We start from the raw sequence: 17,695 nt of genomic DNA, 5'->3' as shown, positions 1-17,695 counted from the left end.
GGGGTGCGACGGTCAGCCGTGCACGTGCAGCGGCTTGCCGGCCAAGGCGAGGAAGGCTTCGCCGAGGGCTTCTGTCTGGGTCGGGTGGGCGTGGATCAGCGGAGCCACGTCCTCGGGGTACGCCTCCCAGCTGTAGATCAGCTGGGCTTCACCGATCAGCTCGCCGACCCGCTCGCCGACCATGGTGACACCGACCACCGGGCCATCGGGCGCCTTCACGAGCTTGACGCCACCGGCGGTCTTCAGGATCTGGCTCTTGCCGTTGCCCGCGAGGTCGTAGACGAACGTCTCGACGGAGCCGAACTTCTCCTTCGCGGCGGCCTCGGTGAGACCCACCGACGCGACCTCGGGCTTGCAGTAGGTGACGCGCGGGATGCCCGCCTCGTCGATCACCTTCGGGTTCTGGCCCGCGATCTCCTCGGCCACGAAGATGCCCTGCTGGAAGCCGCGGTGCGCGAGCTGGAGGCCGCGGACGATGTCGCCGACGGCGTACACGCCGGGCAGCGAGGTCTCCAGGCGCTCGTTCGTGGTGACGAAACCGCGCTCGACCGCGACGCCCGCCTCCTCGTAGCCGTGGCCGGCGGTGTTGGGGCCGCGGCCGACGGCCACCAGCAGCAGGTCGGCGTCGAGCACGTCGCCGGACTCCAGGGTCACCGAGACGCCGGTCCCGGTCTGGGTGGCGCCGGTGAACTTCACGCCGGTCTTGAACTTGATGCCGCGGCGGCGGAACGCGCGCTCCAGCTGCTTGGACGCGTACTCGTCCTCGGCGGGGACCAGGCGGGGCAGCGCCTCCACGATGGTCACGTCCGCGCCGAACGAGGACCACACGCTGGCGAACTCGACGCCGATCACGCCGCCGCCGAGCACGACGACCTTCTCCGGGACGAAGTCCAGGTTGAGCGCCTGGTCGCTGGTGATGATCCGGCCGCCGATCTCCAGGCCGGGCAGGCTGCGGGCGTACGAGCCGGTGGCCAGCACGACGTTCCTGCCGGTGTACCGGTCGCCGTTCACCTCGACGGTCTTGTCGCCGACGAACGTGCCCGCGCCCTCGACCAGGGTGACCTTGTTGGCCTTGGCCAGACCCTGGAGGCCCTTGTAGAGCCGGCCGACCACGCCGTCCTTGTAGGAGTTCACACCCGCGATGTCGATGCCCTCCAGCGACGACTTCACCCCGAACTGGTCGCCCTCGCGCGCGTTGTCCGCGACCTCCGCCGCGTGCAGCAGCGCCTTGGTCGGGATGCAGCCGCGGTGCAGGCAGGTGCCCCCCAGCTTGTCCTTCTCGACCAGGACGACGGACAGGCCGAGCTCCGCCGCGCGGAACGCGCAGGCGTAGCCGCCCGAGCCGCCACCGAGGATCACGAGGTCGGCGGAGGTGTCGGTCACGGGATCTCCCTGGAGAGCTTGATGCCTTACTCCGCGCGGGTGCGCGCGTGTGGTTTCCATCTTGTCACTACCTCGGGGGGGACGGCGACGCGGTGTCCTGTTCGGAGGATTTGGCCTCCCCTTTACCCGCGCGCCGGCACCATGGTCGCCAGGAGTCGCGGCAGGAGGTGCCCTGGTGGGCCTGTTCGACCGTTTTCGCAGGAAGAAGCGCCCCGGCGTGCTGAGGGAGTCCACGTCAGCGGACACCGGTCACCTGGAGAAGTGGGCGGCGGCGAGGCGCGGCGTGGAGGCGTACGTCGAGCCCAAGACGACCGTGACCGAGACCACGGTCGTGCTCGTGGCGCACGACGGCGAGTGGACGCGCCGCCGCATCGACGGCGCGGACGGCGCGAAGAAGTTCGCGAAGAAGCTCGGCATCCCGATCTACGACGCGGGGATCGTGGGGTACCCGAAGCGGATGCGCGAGTACTCGCGCCGCAAGAACCAGGGGTAGGGCGGGCCGGTCCACCGGGACGCGACGAGCGGTCGCGCGCGGTCACGGGCCGGTCACGGACTGTTGGTCACCGGTGACCGCGACGTCCGAAGTGGACGGTCGGGCGCCCCGGTCCGGTCACGCGGTGCGCGACCGGACCGGGGCCGTCCGGGATCAGCCGTTCGCGGCGATGTCCGCCAGCACCGCGGCCAGGGTGCGCACGGGCACGCCGGTGCCGCCCTTGGTCGTGTAGCCGTACGGGCCGCCGCTGTGGAACGACGGGCCGGCCACGTCGATGTGCGCCCAGGTGACGCCCTCGGGGACGAACTCGCGCAGGAACACGCCCGCGGTGAGCATGCCGCCGAACCGGTGGCCGGCCACGTTGGCGATGTCCGCCACCCGCGAGTCCAGGTCGCCGCGCAGCTCGTCGGGCAGCGGCATGGCCCACGCCTGCTCGCCCACCGCGCGACCCAGCTCGGCGATCCGGTCGCGGAACTCCTCGGTGCCCATGACGCCCGACGTGCGCTTGCCCAGGGCCACGACCTGGGCGCCGGTCAGCGTGGACGTCTCGATCAGGTAGTCCGGGGCGTCCTCGCAGGCCCGCACGATCGCGTCGGACAGGATCAGCCTGCCCTCGGCGTCGGTGTTGAGCACCTCGACGGTCTTGCCGCCGTACATGGTCAGCACGTCGCCGGGTCGGTAGGCGGTGCCGGACGGCATGTTCTCCGCCATCGGCGCCCAGGCGGTGACCTCCAGCGGGTACTTCAGCTTCGCCGCCAGCACGACGGTGGCGATCACGGCCGCCGCGCCGCCCATGTCCGAGGTCATCTCGTCCATGCCCGCGGCCGGCTTGATGGAGATGCCGCCGGTGTCGAAGGTGATGCCCTTGCCGACCAGCGCCACCTTCTTGGCGGCCTTCGCGCCCCGGTAGGTGATGCGCACCAGGCGCGGGGGACGGCTGGAGCCGCCGCCGACGCCCAGGATGCCGCCGAAGCCCTGCTTGCGCAGCGCCTTCTCGTCCAGGATCTCGACGTCGAGGCCCTCGGCCTTGGCCAGGGCGGCGGCGCGCTCGGCGAACGACGCCGGGTAGAGGTCGTTCGGCGGGGTGTTCACGAAGTCGCGCACGGCGGCGACGGCCTCGGCGACGGCGGTGGACGCCTTCACGGTGGCGTTGTGGGCGCGCTTGGTGCCCTCGGCGGGCGCGACGAGGTCGACCCGGGCCACCGGGCCGTCGCCCTTGGCCGACTTGTAGTCGGTGAAGGCGTAGCCGCCCAGCAGCGTGCCCTCCACGGCCGGGCCGAGGTGCAGCGCGGAGAGCGTGGTGACGGCGCGCTTGCGGCCCGCGAGGGCGCGGGCGACCGCGCCGGACGCCTTGCGCACCTGGTCCTCGGACACCGAGCCGTCGGCGGCGGGCTTGCCCAGGCCGACCGCGAGCACGACCGGGGCGGCCAGCTTGCCGAACGTCGGCACGCTCACGACCTCCTCGGCCTTGCCGCCGGCGCCCAGGGTCTCCAGCACGCCGAGCAGGCCGCCGTCGAACGCGGCGTCGACCGCCTCGGAGGCGCCCGCGAGGACCGGGCCGGCGGGCCCCTGGGTGGTCCCGATCACCACGACGTCGGCGGCGGTGCTGCTCAGGTCACTGTCGGTGATGGCCAGCTTCGGCGCGATCACGGCGGCTCCTCGATGCGGTCCTCCCGGCACTTCCTGGTCGTGCGGCGGGAACGGGGGTGGATCGTGACGAATGCTAAAGGTCCGGCCGACACGCTCGGTCATCGCACTCGCGATTGCACCGAGTAACAATTAACACGTTCGGGGGTAAACCGTGCGGGGGTCAGCGTTCAATCGGTCCTTTTCTGCGATCGTGTACCGGTGACAATCACAGCCCGTGCCGTCGCGCTCGCTCTCGGCGCGACGCTGGGCGCCGGTGTGCTCACGGGTTTCGCCCCCGCCGCGGCGGTCGCCGGTCCCTGGTTCCTCCCCGCGCTGCTCCTCGCCGCCGTGACCGCCCTGTGCTGCGCGTTCTCCACCGCGGACCAGCACCGCGCCTACCCGGACGCGCCCGGCGGCTACGCCTACACCCGCAATCAGCTCGGCCCGTGGCCCGCGCGCATCACGGCCTGCGCCCACCTCGTCGGGCGGGCCGGGGTGGCCGCGGCGCTGGCCGGCGCGTTCGGCGCGCACGTGGTGCCGGAGCACCGGGTCGTCGCGGCCCTGGGGCTCCTCGCGGCGATCGCGGCACTGCGTGCGGCGGGCGTCCGCTGGAGCGCGCGGATGTCCGCGGCCTCCGCGGTCGTGGTGGTCGGGGTGCTGCTGCTCGTGGTGCTGGTCTGCTTCTCCGTCAGCCCTCCGGGTAACCCGGTCGGGTCACCGGCGGTGTCCGCGACCCCCGGCTTCGACGGCGTGATGGGTGCGGCGTCGGTGCTGTTCGTGGCGTTCGTCGGCTTCGAGCGGATCACCGCCCCGCACCGCGGCGAGACCGCGTTCGACCCGCGCGCGCTGCGCGTCGCCGTGCCGGTGGTGGTCGTGACCGTGCTGGTGCTGATGGTCGTGGTCGGCGCGGCGCTGCTGCGCCAGCTCGGCCCGGCGCGCCTGGCCCTGTCGCCCGCGCCGCTGCGCGACGCCCTGGTCGCCGCCGACGGCCGCTCGCTGCTGCCCGTCCTCGGCGTCGGCGCCGCCGTGGCCGCCGTGACCGCGCTGCACGCCGTGCTCGCCTCCGGCCGGCGCACGCTCGTCGGCCTGACCGAGACCGGCGACCTGCCCGCCGTCCGCGCGGCCTGGCCCCTGGACGTGCTCGCCGCCGCGCCGGCCGCGCTCGTCGTCGTCGCGCTGCCCCCGTCGACCGCGCTCGCCGTGGGCGCCTGCGGCACGGCGTTCTACTACGGCTTCACGAACGCCTCCGCCCGCGTGCTGCTCCAGGAGGACCGCACGTGGCCGATGCGCACCGCGTGCCTCGGGCTGGGGCTGTCGGTCCTGCTGGCCATGAGCGCGCCCACCGCGGCCCTCGTCGTCACGCTCGTGGCGCTCGCGCTCGGTACCGGTCTGCTCGCGCTCGGTCGGGTGCGACAGGCGGCGGGGTAGCCCATCCGGATGGTCGGACGTCCGAGCGTCGGGACAGCGATTTTCCGACGTCCTCGCAGCGGCTATCGTGCTGTCATGACGACAGCGTTGCCTTTCACCCGGACCTCCCACCCGCAGCCGGCGACCCCGGAGCGCGTCGCGGAGGTACTCGCGAAGCCGGGCTTCGGGCAGCACTTCACCGACCACATGGTGACGATCCGCTGGAATCGCGAGCAGGGCTGGCACGACGCGACCGTCGAGCCGTACCGCTCGCTGGAACTGGACCCGGCGGCGATGGTGCTGCACTACGGCCAGGCGATCTTCGAAGGGCTCAAGGCGTACCGCCGGCCCGACGGCACGATCGCGTCCTTCCGCCCCGAGGCGAACGCCGAGCGCTTCCGCGCCTCGGCGCGCCGCATGGCGATGCCCGAACTGCCCGACGAGCTGTTCCTCGGCGCCATCCGGGAACTGGTGGCCGTCGACGAGCGCTGGGTGCCGTCCGCGGCCGACGAGTCGCTGTACCTGCGGCCGTTCATGATCTCCACGGAGAAGGGCCTCGGCGTGCGGCCGGCGTCCGAGTACCTCTTCGCCCTGATCGCCTCGCCCGCCGGGTCGTACTTCGCGGGCGGGGTGAAGCCGGTGACGGTGTGGCTGTCCGCCGAGTACGTGCGCGCGTCGCCCGGCGGCACGGGCGCGGCGAAGTTCGCGGGCAACTACGCGGCGTCCCTGGTGGCGCAGGCGCAGGCCGCCGAACAGGGCTGCGACCAGGTCGTCTGGCTGGACGCGGTGGAGCGCCGGTGGGTCGAGGAGATGGGCGGGATGAACCTGTTCTTCGTCTTCGGCTCCGGCGACGACGCCCGCGTGGTGACGCCCGAGCTGTCCGGCGCGCTGCTGCCCGGCATCACCCGGGACTCGCTGCTGCGCGTCGCGCAGGACTTCGGCTACGCCGTCGAGGAGCGCCGGATCTCCACCGAGGAGTGGGAGAAGAAGGCCGAGTCGGGCGAGCTGACCGAGGTCTTCGCCTGCGGCACGGCCGCGGTCATCACCCCGGTGGGCCACGTGAAGCACGCGAGCGGCGAGTTCGACGTCTCCGGCGGCCTGACCGGCGAGGTGACGATGAGGCTGCGCGACCACCTCACCGGCATCCAGCAGGGCCGGGTGGCCGACGAGCACGGCTGGATGACCACGATCGCCTGACCCGGCGACCGCCTACCCCAGCGCGCACACCGCGAGCACGGCCACCGTGGCCGTCTCGCACGCCGCGCCGAGCACGTCGCCGGTGATCCCGCCGAAGCGCTCGCGCGTGTGCGCCACCAGGAGCAGCACGAGCCCGGCCGCGAGCAGCACCGCGGCCGGGCCGCGCCACGGGTCCACCAGGAACCCGGCGGCGGCCAGCGCGGTCCACCACAGCGCGGCGACCCACGCGGGCTGGCTGCCCGCCACCAGCGCGCCCAGGCCCTCGGGCCGGGCCGCGGGCACCCCGCGCAGGCAGCACAGCGGGAACGCCGCGCGGCCCGCCACGAGCGCGAGCACCACCGCGGGCCACGGCACGACCGGGAACGCGGCGGCCTGCGCGCCCAGCACCACGACCAGCGCGACCACCGCGAACGGCCCCGCCCCGCCGTCCTTCATCACCGCGAGGGCGCGTTCCGGCGGGCCGTAGCAGCCCAGGCCGTCGGCGGTGTCGGCCAACCCGTCCAGGTGCATCCCCCGGGTGGCCAGGGCCAGGAAGCCCACCACCAGGAACCCGCCCAGCAGCGGTGGCAGCGGCAGGCGCAGCAGCGCGACCACGACCGCGCCCAGCAGCACGCCGACCAGGGGCGCGCAGGCGATGGCCCGCCGCGCCGCCCGCGCGTCGACGCCACCGACGCGCACGGGCAGCACGGTCAGCCAGGACAGCGCCAACCGCATCAGCGGACCCCCGCCGGGCGGGCGCCCATCAGGCGGGCCCGGAGACGCCCGCGTTCTCGAAGGTCGCCATCTCGGCCAGCACGCGGGTCGCCATCACCACCAGCGGCAGCGCCGCGACCGCGCCCGAGCCCTCGCCCAGCCGCATGTCGAACTCCAGCAGCGGCTCCAGGCCCAGGTGGTTGAGCGCCAGCGCGTGCGCCGGCTCCGCCGACCGGTGCCCGGCCACCCACCACTCGCGGGCGCCCGGCGCCAGCTCCTCGGCCACCACGGCCGCCGCGCCGACGACCACGCCGTCCAGGATCACCGGCGTGCGCCGCACGGCCGCCTGCGCCAGGAAACCGGCCATCGCGGCGATGTCCGCCCCGGACGCCGCCGCCAGCAGCGCCACCGGGTCGTCGATCACCGGACGGGCGCGGCGCAGCGCGTCGCGGATCGCGGCGGTCTTGCGCATCCACCCCTGGTCGTCGACGCCCGTGCCGCGACCCACCGCGGCGACCGGCTCCGCGCCCGTCAGGGCGGCGATCAGCACGGCGGCGGGCGTGGTGTTGCCGATGCCCATGTCGCCCGCGATGAGCAGGTCCGCGCCGCCGTCCACCTCGTCGTCCACCAGCTTGCGGCCGATCTCGACCGCCTTGACCGCCTCCTCGGGCGTCAGGGCGTCCTCGCGGTCGATCGACCCCGAGCCCCGGCGCACCTTCAGGTCGCCCACGGCCGTGTCGGAGTCGACCGACACGTCCACCACGCGCACGGTCGCGCCGGCCACGTTCGCCAGCACGTTCACCGCCGCGCCGCCCGCCAGGAAGTTGGCCACCATCTGACCGGTGACCTCGCTCGGGTAGGCGGACACGCCGTGCTTCGCCACGCCGTGGTCGCCCGCGAACACCACGACCCGGGGCCGGGTGAACGGTCGCGGCGGGCACTCGCCCTGGCAGGCCGCCACCCAGGCGCCCAGCTCCTCCAGCCTGCCCAGCGACCCGGCGGGCTTCGTGAGCACGGCGTGGCGGGCGGCGGCCTCGCGGCGCGCGGCCTCGCTGGGGGGCTCGACGGACAGGAACTCGATGGTCACCGACTACCTCCGGCTTCGCGCAGTCGCAGTGGGATTCCGGCGACGACCAGCAGCACCTCGTCGCAGACCTCGGCCAGCCGCGCGTTGAGCGAGCCGAGGTGATCGCGGAAGAGCCTGCCAGAGCGGGTGCCGGGCACGACGCCGAGCCCGACCTCGGCGGACACCAGGACCAGTCGGGTCCGCGTCCCGCCCACCGCGCGGACCAGCGCGGCGCACTCGTCCTCGACCCGGCCGAGGTCACCGGTCCCGTCCCACGCGCCCGCGTCGTCCATGACGCCCGTGAGCCACGTGGCCAGGTCGTCCACCAGGATCGGCGGGTCGGTGCCGAGGGTCGCGGTGAGCACGGCGGTCAGGTCGCCGGCGACGGACGCCTCGACCGTCGTCCACGTGGTCGGGCGGCGGGCGACGTGCCGCGCGATCCGCTGCTCCCAGTCCGCGTCGTCGGCGTAGCGGCGGCCGGTCGCGACGTAGGTCACGACGTCGTCGGTGAGCAGCCCCTCCGCGTGCGCGGACTTCCCCGACCGCGCGCCGCCGAGCACCAGTGTCCGACGCGTCACACCGCACCCCATCCGTTCCACGAGGACATAGCCTGACCGGGAACGCTACCCGCAGGACGCAGCGCGAGGAGGCCGTCGTGGAGTACCGCTGGCGGTACCAGGACGAGCAGGGGCAGGAAGTCGACGGCCCGGTCGTGGCGTTCGTCGACCAGACGGAGGCCGAGGAGTGGTTCGGCACGTCGTGGGAGGAGCTGCGGGAGGCCGGCGTCGCCCGGGTGACGCTGCTGCGCAGCGAGGCCGAGGTCTACGGCCCGATGTCCCTGTCCCCGGCCGGGGACGACCAGCTCCGGTAGCGGCCGGGGACAGGGCGCGCGTCACGGGGTGACGGTCATCCGCGGGTCGGTCTCGACCGCGTCGCCGAGCACCGCGTCGATCTTCTCCAGCAGCTCGGCCTCCAGCTTCACACCGGCCGCCTTCACGTTCTCGTGCACCTGCTCGGGACGGGACGCGCCGATGATCGCGCTCGCCACGTTCGGGTTCTGGAGCACCCAGGCGACGGCCAGCTGGGCGAGGCTGAGCCCGGCCTCCTCCGCCAGCGGCTTGAGCCGCTGCACCTTCTCCAGCACGTCGTCGCTCATGAAGCGCTGGATGAACTTCGAGCCGGTGGCGTCGGTCGCGCGGGAGCCCTCGGGCACCGGCTGACCCGGCAGGTACTTGCCGGTCAGCACGCCCTGCGCGATCGGGGACCAGACGATCTGGCTGATGCCCTCGCGCTCGGAGGTCGGCACGACCTGCGACTCGATGACGCGCCACAGCATCGAGTACTGCGGCTGGTTGGAGATGAACGGCACCTTCAGCTCGCGCGCCAGCTCCGCACCGCGCGCGATCTGCTCGGCGTTCCACTCGGAGACGCCGATGTAGAGCACCTTGCCCTGCCGGACCAGGTCGGCGAACGCGAGCATCGTCTCCTCCAGCGGCACCGTCCGGTCGAACCGGTGGGCCTGGTAGAGGTCGACGTAGTCGGTCCGGAGGCGCTTGAGCGAGCCGTTGATCGACTCGGAGATGTGCTTGCGGCCGAGGCCCTTGTCGTTGGGGCCGCCGGGGCCGGTCGGCCAGAAGACCTTGGTGAACACCTCCAGGGACTCGCGGCGCTCGCCCTTGAGGGCGCGCCCGAGCACCTCCTCGGCCTTCGTGTTGGCGTACACGTCGGCCGTGTCGAACGTGGTGATGCCCGCGTCGAGCGCCGCGCGGACGCAGGCGGTCGCCTGGTCCTCCTCGACCTGGGAACCGTGGGTGAGCCAGTTGCCGTACGAGATCTCGCTGATGTTCAGGCCACTGCGGCCGAGGCGTCGGAACTCCATGGGGTCAAGCCTAGTACCGGGTCGTTCGGGTTGCTAATGAACTCGCCGGTCGCCCGCCGACCGCTCCCGGGTCTCGTCCAGCGTGGCCAGGCCTCCTGGCGCCTGGCGCCTGGCTCCTGGCGATGAGCGTCACCAGCGCGCCCCGCGGGAACGACGCTTCGAGCTGACCGCCCGCGAAGCTGAACTCGGCCACGTCGGGGCCGACCTCGCACCGCAGCGCCGTCCCGTCGGTGAAACTCGCCCACGAGGCGACCTCGCCGCCCAGCGCCGTGCTCGACATGCGCCCGTCCTCGGTTGTGTCCACTTGGGAGAAGCAAGGCAAAGTTGACCACCGTCGAGAGGCGATCGGTTTGACTTGCCGGGATGTCCGACCGGTCAGGTGACACGATCCTGGCCGGTCGGCGCGGCTTGCCGCGAGAGACTGCCCGACGTGGCGGAGGAGGAGTCCGACCCCGTCATCGCCCGCGTCCAGTTCGGCGAACTGGTCCGGCAACTGCTCCAGACCGCCGAGTTCGCGTTCGCGGCCTTGTCCACGTCACCCGTCATCGTCGCGTCGGACGTGCTCGGGCTCGCCGCGGAACGGGCGGCGCGCGGTCGCAAGATCGTCCGCCCCGGTGGTCCCGGCGTCTGGGTCGTGCTGGGCGAGGACGCGCTGCACCGCTCCAACGGCGGTCCCGGAATCCTCCGCGCCGGCTCGAACACCTGCGCGGGGTCGCCCGGATGCCCAACGTCCGGTTCCGCGTGCTGCCGAGGTCGACCGCAAACGGCATCATCTCCGCGCTGAGCTGCCCGTTCGCCCTGCTCCACGTCGAACCGGGCAGGACGCTGACCTACGTCTCGTCCCTGACGAGGCCCGACTACATCAAGGCCACCGCGCCCTACATCGCCGCGTTCGACCAGGCGTGGGACACGGCTGTCCCGGGAGTGGGGGCGCTCGGGATACTCGACCGCAGGATCGGCGACCTCGCCGACACCGAGGAGTCGAGACCATGGGTACCGAAACCGACCTGTCGGGTGTCCGCTGGCGCACGAGCAGCCGGACCAACGGCGGCAACGACGCCCAGTGCGTCGAGCTGGCGTGCCCGGACCCCGGACGGGCGGTGCGGGACAGCAGGGCCCCCGCCGGGCCCGTCCTGCGCTTCCCCGGCGTGGCCTTCGCGGCGTTCCTGGACCACGTGCGCCGGGACTGAGGCCCGCGCCGCCGGTCTCCCACACCGTGCCCGCTCGGGCACATCCCCCGGGCAAGGGGACCGCCGTGCGGATCGTCACCGTGACCACCGCGTCGAACGCGCAGAACGTGAACGTCGTCAGCTCGGAGGAGGTGCTGTTCGACGCGGGCGGAGCCAGGCCGGGGACCCCGCGTTCGGCTACGACGGCTACGCCTACGCGTCGATCGCCGACAACCCCGACGGCACGTCCCGGTCCAGCCGCACGCGGAGCACCGGACCCGCGACCGACCACTCCGCCTCGCCCGCCCGCGCCCGCTCCTCACGTGGCCGGCGGCCCACCGCGAGGCGACGTTCGCCGAGCTGACCGCCCACGCCGCGACCCTCGCCGCCGTCCCCGCGGACCTGCTGGAGCAACTCGCCCACCCCGCGAACACGCTCCCCGACCCGCTCCGGGCCGGACTGGCGTCCCTGACGGCGGGCAGGCCCGCGCGCATCGCCGTCCGGAGGGCCGTGGGCCCCGCGGACGAGTGGTTCAGCGACAACGGGGGTGCCCCGAAGGCGCAGTGGGACGCGCTGCTCCTGCCCTACCGCGCCTGACCCGCCGCCGGACCTCCGCGCGTCAGACCTTCGCGCCCGCGGCCACGCGCGGCTTCGGGACGCGGAGGCGGCGGAGCTGGCTGGCCCGGATGAACGAGTACCAGCCGATCGACAGGCCGCGCGTGGTGTCGTTCGGGAACTTCAGGCGCACCCGGCGGGTGACCAGGCGGCCCAGCACGAAGCCCTCCACGATCATCGCCAGCAGCATGAACGTGGTCAGCAGGGTCGCGTACTGCTGGATCGCCGGTGACGGCACCAGCAGCGCCACGAACACCAGGATCGCCAGCGGCATGAACAGGCCCATGAGGTTGCGGCGCGAGTCGACCACGTCGCGGATGTACGCCTTCACCGGGCCGCGGTCGCGGGGGAGCAGGTACTTGTCCTCGCCCGCCATCATCCGCTGCCGCCGCTCGACGGCCGCGGCGCGGCGCTCCTCCTTCGACACCTTGCTGCCCCGGGCGCGCTTGAGCGCCTCGCGCTGCGTGCGGGGCGGCGGCGGCACGGGGCCGCGGCGCTTGCCCTCCGCCTCGCGGCGCTTCGGCGTCGGCCTGCCCTTGCCGGGTGTGCGCGACGGGTCCGCTGAGGTCACCTCCGAGTCGGAGGTCTCGACCTCGGGGGCGGTCTCGGCGGCTTCGTCGGCGTTGCGGCGCAGGAACCTCACCTGACCAGAGTAGGAGATGCCCCGATAAGTACTGTTCGCGAGGTGCGAGTTGTTATCGCCCCCGACTGCTTCGGCGGCACCCTGACCGCCCGCGAGGTCGCCCGCGCGGTGGCCGACGGCTGGCTGCGCGCCGCGCCCGGCGACCACCTGGACCGACGCCCGCTCGCCGACGGCGGACCGGGGTTCGTGGACGTCCTGCACGCCGCCCTCGGCGGTGACCTGCGCGTGACGACCGTCACCGGCCCGCTCGGCACCCCCGTCGAGGCGACCTGGCTGGAGCACGACGGCACCGCGTACGTCGAGTCCGCGCAGGCGTGCGGCCTGCACCTCGTCCCGGCCGACCGGCGGGCGCACTCCGCCGAGACGGCCACCACCAGGGGCGTCGGCGAACTCCTGAACGCGGCCCGCGACGCGCGCGTGATCGTCGTCGGCCTCGGCGGCTCGGGCACCACGGACGGCGGCGCGGGCCTGCGCGAGGCGGTGCTGCCGGTCACCGCCCGCCTGGTCGCTGCGGCCGACGTGGAGAACCCCCTCCTCGGCCCGCACGGCGCCGCGCGCACGTTCGGCCCGCAGAAGGGCGCGTCCCCGGAGGCGGTGGAACGGCTGGAGGCGAGGCTGGCCGGCATGGACGAGCTGGCCGCCGTCCGCGACCTGCCCGGCGCGGGCGCGGCCGGTGGCCTCGGCGCCGCCCTGATGGCCCTCGGTGCGACCGTGGAGTCGGGTGCCGGCCTGGTCCGGAACCTCACCGGCCTCGACGCCGCGCTGGACCGGGCCGACCTGGTGGTCACCGGCGAGGGCAGCTTCGACTGGCAGTCGCTGCGCGGCAAGCTGGTGACGGCCGTGGCGCGCGGCGCGGCGGACCGGGGCGTGCCGTGCGTGGTGCTCGCCGGCCAGGTCTCGGTGGGTCGGCGCGAGGCCTCGGCCGCCGGCGTGGCCGAGAGCTACGCCGTGGCCGACCACGCCGGGTCGGTCGAGGCGAGCCTGGCGGACCCGGCCGGCACCCTCGCCGACCTGGCCGGACACGTGGCGAGGCAGTGGTCACACCTCCGCTCCCGGTAGCTGTGGGAGCATGGGGGGAGGAACAAAGCGGGTACTGCCCGTGTTGCCAGGGAATAGACGCCCGCAAAGGACCTCTGAGGGAGAGCCATGACGACCGCTGACGCAGCCACCACTCCTGTTGACGCCCCGCCGACCCACGGCGTGACGCTCACCGACGCGGCGGCCGTGAAGGCCAAGGCGCTGCTCGACCAGGAGGGCCGCGACGACATGCACCTGCGCATCGCCGTACAGCCCGGCGGCTGTGCGGGCCTGCGCTACCAGCTGTTCTTCGACGAGCGCACGCTGGACGGCGACGCCCTGCGCGACTTCGGCGGCCTCAAGGTGGCCGTCGACCGCATGAGCGCCCCGTACGTCGAGGGCGCCGTGATCGACTTCGTGGACACGATCGAGAAGCAGGGCTTCACGATCGACAACCCGAACGCGGGCGGTTCCTGTGCCTGCGGCGACTCGTTCCACTGATCGACCGCTGCTCCACGCGAAAGGCCCCCGCCCCGGCGGGGGCCTTTCGCGTTCCGGTGGCCGTCGGTGCTCGCCGGCACCACGCGCGCCATGAATGATCTTCAGGTCTTCCGACGGGCCGCGCTGGAACGCGGTACCCCCGAGCCGGTCGTCGACTGGGCCCGTCCCCGGCTGCTGTGCCACCGGTACCAGGACTCGCACCGCGCGGCGGGCGTGCCGGTCGCCGGGACCTGCGGCGGGTACCCGCCTCCCCGCCGACGTCGAGTGGGACGGGGCCTCGACCTCGTGGTGTCGATCGACTGCGCCACCCTGCCGCGCGACCTGCCGGACTTCCCTCCCGGCGGACGGTGACCTGCTCTTCTCCGGGACGAACCACGAGGAGGACTGCTACTGCCGATCCTGCACGCCGCCGGAGCGGCAAGGCCGGGTGGTGCGCGTCCCGGTGGACGCGGTGACCTCCGAGCGGGTGCCCCCTGAGGACCCGGAGGACGAGTACCCGGAGGGCGAGTCCCCACCGGGCCCTTCCCGATCTGGTGGACCCACCGCTGGACCTTCCCCGCCGATGGGTCCGAGGACTGGCGCCGGCCGGCCGAGTGGGCCACGACCCTCAAGGGGTGAGCGGGGCGGCCCGGAGGTCCCCACCCCGGTCACCGGGGCGGGAACCCGCCGCTCAGACGTAGGCCTCCAGCTCCGCGACCTGCGCGTAGTGGGCGTCGTCGACCTCCCACGTCGCCGCCCGGGACTCCCGGACCTCGGCGGGTCGCCCCATCAGCTCCTCGGGCAGCGCGGTGCAGTCCTCGATCAGCTCGGCCAGCGTGTGTTCCTCGGTGTTCCTCACGCTGACGACCGTATGCGCGTGAACTGCTTGACGAAAGCCCTACCGGGTGGTAGTACCGCCCGGTAGGGCCTCGTCTTCGTGAGCCGGTCCGCGGAGGACGTCAGAGCTTGACGGGGTAGTGCGGCTCCGGCACGACCGGCCGGATGCGCCCCTCCACGAAGATGCCGTGCCAGATCATGAACACCAGCAGGGCCCAGATGCGGCGGCTGTTGTCCGCCACGCCCGACCGGTGCTCCTCGATGACCCGCAGCACCGCGCCCTTGTCGATGTAGCGGTCCGTCTGCGACTGGCGCACGTGGTCCACGGCCCAGTCGTGCATCTCGTCCTTCAGCCAGTGCCGGATCGGCACCGGGAAGCCCAGCTTGCGCCGGTTGAGCACGTGCGCGGGCACGATGTCGCGGATCGCCCGGCGCAGCGCGTGCTTCGTCGTCTCCCGGGTCAGCTTCAGCTCCGACGGCACCTGCGAGGCGATCTTGAAGACCTCGGGGTCCAGGAACGGCACCCGCAGCTCCAGCGAGTTCGCCATCGTCATCTTGTCGGCCTTGACCAGGATGTCGCCGCGCAGCCACGTGAACAGGTCCACGTGCTGCATGCGGGTGACCGGGTCCCAGCTCGCCGACTCGCGGTACGGCTGCGCCGTCACGTCCTGGTGCGACACCCGCGGGTCGTAGGTGCGCAGCACCTGCCGCAGCTGGTCGTCCATGAAGATCCGGGCGTTGCCGTAGTAGCGCTCCTCCAGGGTGAGCGCGCCCCGCCGCAGCAGGTCCTTGCCGCGCACGCCCTGCGGGATCTTCGTCGACACCCGGCCCATGGCCTTGCGCAGCGCGCCCGGCACCTTCTCGAACGGGGCCAGCGACAGCGGCTCGCGGTAGATCGTGTAGCCGCCGAACAGCTCGTCCGCGCCCTCGCCCGACAGCACGACCTTCACGTGCTCGCGCGCCTCGCGGGCGATGAACCACAGCGGCACCAGCGCCGGGTCGGCCACCGGGTCGTCCAGGTACCAGGTGATCAGCGGCAGCGCGTCCATCATCTCCTGCGCCGTCACCGCCCTGACCACGTGCTTCACCCCGATCGCCGCGGCCGACTCGGCGGCCACGTCGATCTCCGAGTAGCCCTGGCGGTGGAACCCGGTGGTGAACGTGATCAGGTCCGGGTTGTGCTCCTTGGCCAGCGCCGCGACGACCGTCGAGTCGATGCCGCCGGACAGGAACGAGCCGACCGTCACGTCCGCGCGCATGTGCTTGGCGACGGAGTCGCGCAGCGCCTCGGTGATCTCGTCGTACAGGCGGTCCTCGTCGGCCTGCCCGCGCACCGCGCGCGGCCGGAACGTCGCCGGGAAGTACCGCTCCACGACCGGTCGGCCACCCGGCGTGAGGGTGAACGAGGTGCCGGACTCGATGCGGTGGACGTGCGTCTGGAGCGACTCCGGCTCCGGCACGTACTGGAGGATGAAGTAGTGCTGGAGGGCCTTCTCGTCCACCTCCGGCTGGATGCCGATGGCCGGGGCCAGCTCCAGCACGGACTTCTTCTCGCTGGAGAACGCCACGCCGCCCGGGCCGGCCGCGTAGTACAGCGGCTTGATACCGAACGGGTCGCGCGCGCCGAACACCACGCGCCGCGCCTTGTCCCAGATCAGGAACGAGAACATGCCGCGCAGCCGGGCCACCGCGGTCGGGCCCCAGTAGTGGTAGGCCGCCACGATCGTCTCGGTGTCGCCGTCGGTGGCGAACACCGCGCCGAACTGCTTGGTCAGCTCCGCGCGCAGTTCGACGTAGTTGTAGATCTCGCCGTTGAACAGGATCGCGTAGCGGCCCTGCGCCTCGGGCGGACCCCAGTGCAGCGGCTGGTGCGAGTGCTCGATGTCGATGATCGACAGCCGGTTGAAGCCGAAGACGACCTCACCGCCCTGCCAGGTGCCGCTCTCGTCCGGGCCGCGGTGCCGCATGCAGCGCAGGGCGCCCGCCACCGCCGAACGCGCCCGCTCGGCCTCGTGCTCACTAGGGCAAACCAGTCCTACCAGGCCACACACGCGGTAGACACCTTTCGAGTCGTGTGGTTAAGCCCCCAGTATGCCGGGACCCCTCCGTGTGACCGAAACTGCACCGCACGGGGGCGGCCCCCGGCGGGTGACCTGCCGTGTCCTGGGCTACGCTCCCGCATGATCCGGCATGGGGTGCAACCAACATCCCTGCCCGCAAAGCTTTAAGCGAGGAGGCGGCGAGCAGTGGGCCTGAAGGAGGGCACCAGGGCAGCGCGGCTGGCGAAGGTCACCGGGCTGGTCGGCCTGGTCGGCGTCGGGGCCACGGGTTGCTCCACGGAAGAGGTGCTGCGCTTCGGCTGGCCGGTGGCTGTGACGCCCCAGGCCGAGGCGATGCGCGAGCTGTGGACCTGGTCGGTCGTCGCGGCTCTCGCCGTCGGCGTGATCGTGTGGGGCCTGATCCTCTGGTCGGTCGCGTTCCACCGCAAGAAGAGCGAGGAACTGCCCCGCCAGGTCGCCTACAACCTGCCGCTGGAGCTGGTCCTGCTCGTCGTCCCGACGGTCATCGTGGCGGTGTTGTTCTACTTCACCGCGGTGACGCAGAACTACGTCAACGACCAGAGCGAGGACCCGGACGTCACGGTCGACGTGGTCGCGTTCCAGTGGAACTGGGAGTTCCGCTACCCGGACTACAAGACCGAGACGTCCGACCTGCCGGTGAGCACGGTCGGCTCGTCCGGCGAGATCCCGCTGCTGGTCGTGCCGCAGGGCCAGTCGATCCGCTTCCGGCTGGAGTCGACCGACGTCATCCACTCGTTCTTCGTGCCGGAGTTCCACTTCAAGCGGGACGTCTTCCCGCAGCCGAAGAAGAACAACCAGGACAACGAGTTCCAGATCGACCGGATCGACCGGACGGGGTCCTTCGTCGGTCGGTGCGCCGAGCTGTGCGGCACCTACCACGCGGTGATGAACTTCGAGGTCAGGGCGCTGGAGTCGGCCGACTTCGACCGGTACATGGAACTGCGTCAGCAGACCAACGAGAAGACCGGCACGCCCTACACCGCGGCCGAGGCGCTGACCGAGATGGACTGCGGCGAGCTGTGCACGCCGTACGCGGTGACCACCACGCCCTTCGAGACCGACCGGACCGTCCGCGAGGCGTCGTCCGGCGCGGGTAAGTAGGAGGA

21 protein-coding genes and 1 pseudogene are annotated in these 17,695 nt (G+C 72.8%); 11 read left to right on the top strand and 11 right to left on the bottom strand.

Annotation, left to right across the window (positions count from 1 at the left end; all coding sequences use genetic code 11):
* Positions 1–12: 12 nt before the first annotated feature.
* A complete protein-coding gene (gene lpdA / locus CKY47_RS18020; protein WP_306747009.1) occupies positions 13–1,383 on the bottom strand; it encodes a dihydrolipoyl dehydrogenase in 1,371 nt (456 codons plus the stop codon).
* Positions 1,384–1,558: 175 nt separating this feature from the next.
* Between lpdA and CKY47_RS18015 the strand changes: the two genes are divergently transcribed.
* Entirely contained in the window at positions 1,559–1,876 is a 318-nt protein-coding gene (locus CKY47_RS18015; RefSeq protein ID WP_306747008.1) for an oxidoreductase, read from the top strand.
* Positions 1,877–2,029: 153 nt separating this feature from the next.
* On the opposite strand, the gene CKY47_RS18010 is transcribed toward CKY47_RS18015, so the two are convergent.
* On the bottom strand, positions 2,030–3,526 hold the full coding sequence (locus CKY47_RS18010) for a leucyl aminopeptidase (RefSeq protein WP_306747007.1): 1,497 nt from the start codon (positions 3,524–3,526) through the stop codon (positions 2,030–2,032).
* A 198-nt stretch (positions 3,527–3,724) separates the two neighbouring features.
* On the opposite strand from CKY47_RS18010, the gene CKY47_RS18005 reads away from it, so the two are divergent.
* Together CKY47_RS18005 and CKY47_RS18000 are read left to right on the top strand one after the other, a co-directional pair.
* The gene (locus CKY47_RS18005) at positions 3,725–4,933 is read left to right on the top strand and encodes an APC family permease (RefSeq protein WP_306747006.1); all 1,209 of its coding nucleotides are present in this window, start codon (positions 3,725–3,727) and stop codon (positions 4,931–4,933) included.
* Between the two features lie 75 nt (positions 4,934–5,008).
* A complete protein-coding gene (locus tag CKY47_RS18000) occupies positions 5,009–6,109 on the top strand; it encodes a branched-chain amino acid aminotransferase (protein ID WP_306747005.1) in 1,101 nt (366 codons plus the stop codon).
* A gap of 12 nt (positions 6,110–6,121) precedes the next feature.
* Here CKY47_RS18000 and CKY47_RS17995 read toward each other — a convergent pair whose 3' ends face one another.
* From CKY47_RS17995 to cobU, 3 genes are read right to left on the bottom strand one after another with little or no spacing between them, the layout of a single operon-like run.
* On the bottom strand, positions 6,122–6,823 hold the full coding sequence (locus tag CKY47_RS17995) for an adenosylcobinamide-GDP ribazoletransferase (RefSeq protein WP_306747004.1): 702 nt from the start codon (positions 6,821–6,823) through the stop codon (positions 6,122–6,124).
* Positions 6,824–6,851: 28 nt separating this feature from the next.
* A complete protein-coding gene (gene cobT / locus CKY47_RS17990; protein ID WP_306747003.1) occupies positions 6,852–7,889 on the bottom strand; it encodes a nicotinate-nucleotide--dimethylbenzimidazole phosphoribosyltransferase in 1,038 nt (345 codons plus the stop codon).
* Positions 7,886–8,446, bottom strand: coding sequence for a bifunctional adenosylcobinamide kinase/adenosylcobinamide-phosphate guanylyltransferase (cobU, locus tag CKY47_RS17985; protein WP_306747002.1), 561 nt, complete (start codon positions 8,444–8,446; stop codon positions 7,886–7,888). Before cobU ends, cobT begins: the two co-directional genes overlap by 4 nt.
* A 77-nt stretch (positions 8,447–8,523) precedes the next feature.
* Between cobU and CKY47_RS17980 the strand changes: the two genes are divergently transcribed.
* The gene (locus tag CKY47_RS17980) at positions 8,524–8,739 is read left to right on the top strand and encodes a hypothetical protein (RefSeq protein WP_306747001.1); all 216 of its coding nucleotides are present in this window, start codon (positions 8,524–8,526) and stop codon (positions 8,737–8,739) included.
* 21 nt (positions 8,740–8,760) lie between these two features.
* Here the strand turns inward: CKY47_RS17980 and CKY47_RS17975 are convergent, their stop codons facing one another.
* Entirely contained in the window at positions 8,761–9,747 is a 987-nt protein-coding gene (locus CKY47_RS17975; RefSeq protein ID WP_306747000.1) for an aldo/keto reductase family protein, read from the bottom strand.
* Between the two features lie 10 nt (positions 9,748–9,757).
* Positions 9,758–10,027, bottom strand: coding sequence for a hypothetical protein (locus CKY47_RS17970; protein WP_306746999.1), 270 nt, complete (start codon positions 10,025–10,027; stop codon positions 9,758–9,760).
* 150 nt (positions 10,028–10,177) lie between these two features.
* On the opposite strand from CKY47_RS17970, the gene CKY47_RS17965 reads away from it, so the two are divergent.
* The 3 genes and pseudogenes from CKY47_RS17965 (at position 10,178) to CKY47_RS17960 (ending at position 10,937) form a co-directional block, all read left to right on the top strand.
* Entirely contained in the window at positions 10,178–10,531 is a 354-nt protein-coding gene (locus CKY47_RS17965; RefSeq protein WP_306746998.1) for a Scr1 family TA system antitoxin-like transcriptional regulator, read from the top strand.
* Positions 10,468–10,632 (top strand): annotated as a pseudogene (locus CKY47_RS36935) (hypothetical protein); the annotation flags it as partial. The gene CKY47_RS17965 and the pseudogene CKY47_RS36935, both read left to right, overlap by 64 nt.
* A gap of 104 nt (positions 10,633–10,736) precedes the next feature.
* Positions 10,737–10,937, top strand: a complete 201-nt coding sequence (locus CKY47_RS17960) for a DUF397 domain-containing protein (protein WP_306746997.1) — start codon at positions 10,737–10,739, stop codon at positions 10,935–10,937.
* 192 nt (positions 10,938–11,129) lie between these two features.
* On the opposite strand, the gene CKY47_RS17955 is transcribed toward CKY47_RS17960, so the two are convergent.
* Together CKY47_RS17955 and CKY47_RS17950 are read right to left on the bottom strand one after the other, a co-directional pair.
* A complete protein-coding gene (locus tag CKY47_RS17955; protein WP_306746996.1) occupies positions 11,130–11,339 on the bottom strand; it encodes a hypothetical protein in 210 nt (69 codons plus the stop codon).
* A 196-nt stretch (positions 11,340–11,535) separates the two neighbouring features.
* Positions 11,536–12,174, bottom strand: a complete 639-nt coding sequence (locus CKY47_RS17950; RefSeq protein ID WP_306746995.1) for a DUF3043 domain-containing protein — start codon at positions 12,172–12,174, stop codon at positions 11,536–11,538.
* Positions 12,175–12,216: 42 nt separating this feature from the next.
* Between CKY47_RS17950 and CKY47_RS17945 the strand changes: the two genes are divergently transcribed.
* From CKY47_RS17945 to CKY47_RS17935, 3 genes are all read left to right on the top strand, one after another.
* A complete protein-coding gene (locus CKY47_RS17945) occupies positions 12,217–13,233 on the top strand; it encodes a glycerate kinase family protein (protein ID WP_306746994.1) in 1,017 nt (338 codons plus the stop codon).
* An 87-nt stretch (positions 13,234–13,320) separates the two neighbouring features.
* Complete coding sequence (locus CKY47_RS17940; RefSeq protein ID WP_306746993.1) at positions 13,321–13,692, top strand: HesB/IscA family protein; 372 nt, start codon at positions 13,321–13,323, stop codon at positions 13,690–13,692.
* 90 nt (positions 13,693–13,782) lie between these two features.
* Entirely contained in the window at positions 13,783–14,043 is a 261-nt protein-coding gene (locus tag CKY47_RS17935) for a hypothetical protein (RefSeq protein ID WP_306746992.1), read from the top strand.
* Positions 14,044–14,362: 319 nt separating this feature from the next.
* Here the strand turns inward: CKY47_RS17935 and CKY47_RS17930 are convergent, their stop codons facing one another.
* A complete protein-coding gene (locus CKY47_RS17930) occupies positions 14,363–14,530 on the bottom strand; it encodes a hypothetical protein (RefSeq protein ID WP_306746991.1) in 168 nt (55 codons plus the stop codon).
* A 100-nt stretch (positions 14,531–14,630) separates the two neighbouring features.
* The gene (gene asnB / locus CKY47_RS17925; protein ID WP_306746990.1) at positions 14,631–16,559 is read right to left on the bottom strand and encodes an asparagine synthase (glutamine-hydrolyzing); all 1,929 of its coding nucleotides are present in this window, start codon (positions 16,557–16,559) and stop codon (positions 14,631–14,633) included.
* 195 nt (positions 16,560–16,754) lie between these two features.
* Here asnB and ctaC point away from each other — a divergent pair, with 195 nt between their 5' ends.
* Positions 16,755–17,690, top strand: a complete 936-nt coding sequence (gene ctaC, locus CKY47_RS17920) for an aa3-type cytochrome oxidase subunit II (protein ID WP_306746989.1) — start codon at positions 16,755–16,757, stop codon at positions 17,688–17,690.
* The last annotated feature ends 5 nt before the right edge of the window (positions 17,691–17,695 follow it).

The sequence above is a fragment of the Saccharothrix longispora genome (assembly GCF_030852425.1).
Taxonomy (GTDB): Bacteria; Actinomycetota; Actinomycetes; order Mycobacteriales; family Pseudonocardiaceae; genus Actinosynnema; species Actinosynnema longispora.
The sequence above is the reverse complement of the archived record's forward strand: the minus strand, read 5'-3'. Positions and strand labels throughout refer to the sequence as shown.

Bases quoted from the DNA above. Each gene is read 5' to 3' on its own strand.
- CKY47_RS17970 (WP_306746999.1), bottom strand. From the start codon at position 10,027: ATGTCGAGCACGGCGCTGGGCGGCGAGGTCGCCTCGTGGGCGAGTTTC.
- CKY47_RS18000 (WP_306747005.1), top strand. From the start codon at position 5,009: ATGACGACAGCGTTGCCTTTCACCCGGACCTCCCACCCGCAGCCGGCG.
- CKY47_RS17960 (WP_306746997.1), top strand. From the start codon at position 10,737: ATGGGTACCGAAACCGACCTGTCGGGTGTCCGCTGGCGCACGAGCAGC.
- CKY47_RS17935 (WP_306746992.1), top strand. From the start codon at position 13,783: ATGAATGATCTTCAGGTCTTCCGACGGGCCGCGCTGGAACGCGGTACC.
- CKY47_RS17975 (WP_306747000.1), bottom strand. From the start codon at position 9,747: ATGGAGTTCCGACGCCTCGGCCGCAGTGGCCTGAACATCAGCGAGATC.
- CKY47_RS17995 (WP_306747004.1), bottom strand. From the start codon at position 6,823: ATGCGGTTGGCGCTGTCCTGGCTGACCGTGCTGCCCGTGCGCGTCGGT.
- CKY47_RS17940 (WP_306746993.1), top strand. From the start codon at position 13,321: ATGACGACCGCTGACGCAGCCACCACTCCTGTTGACGCCCCGCCGACC.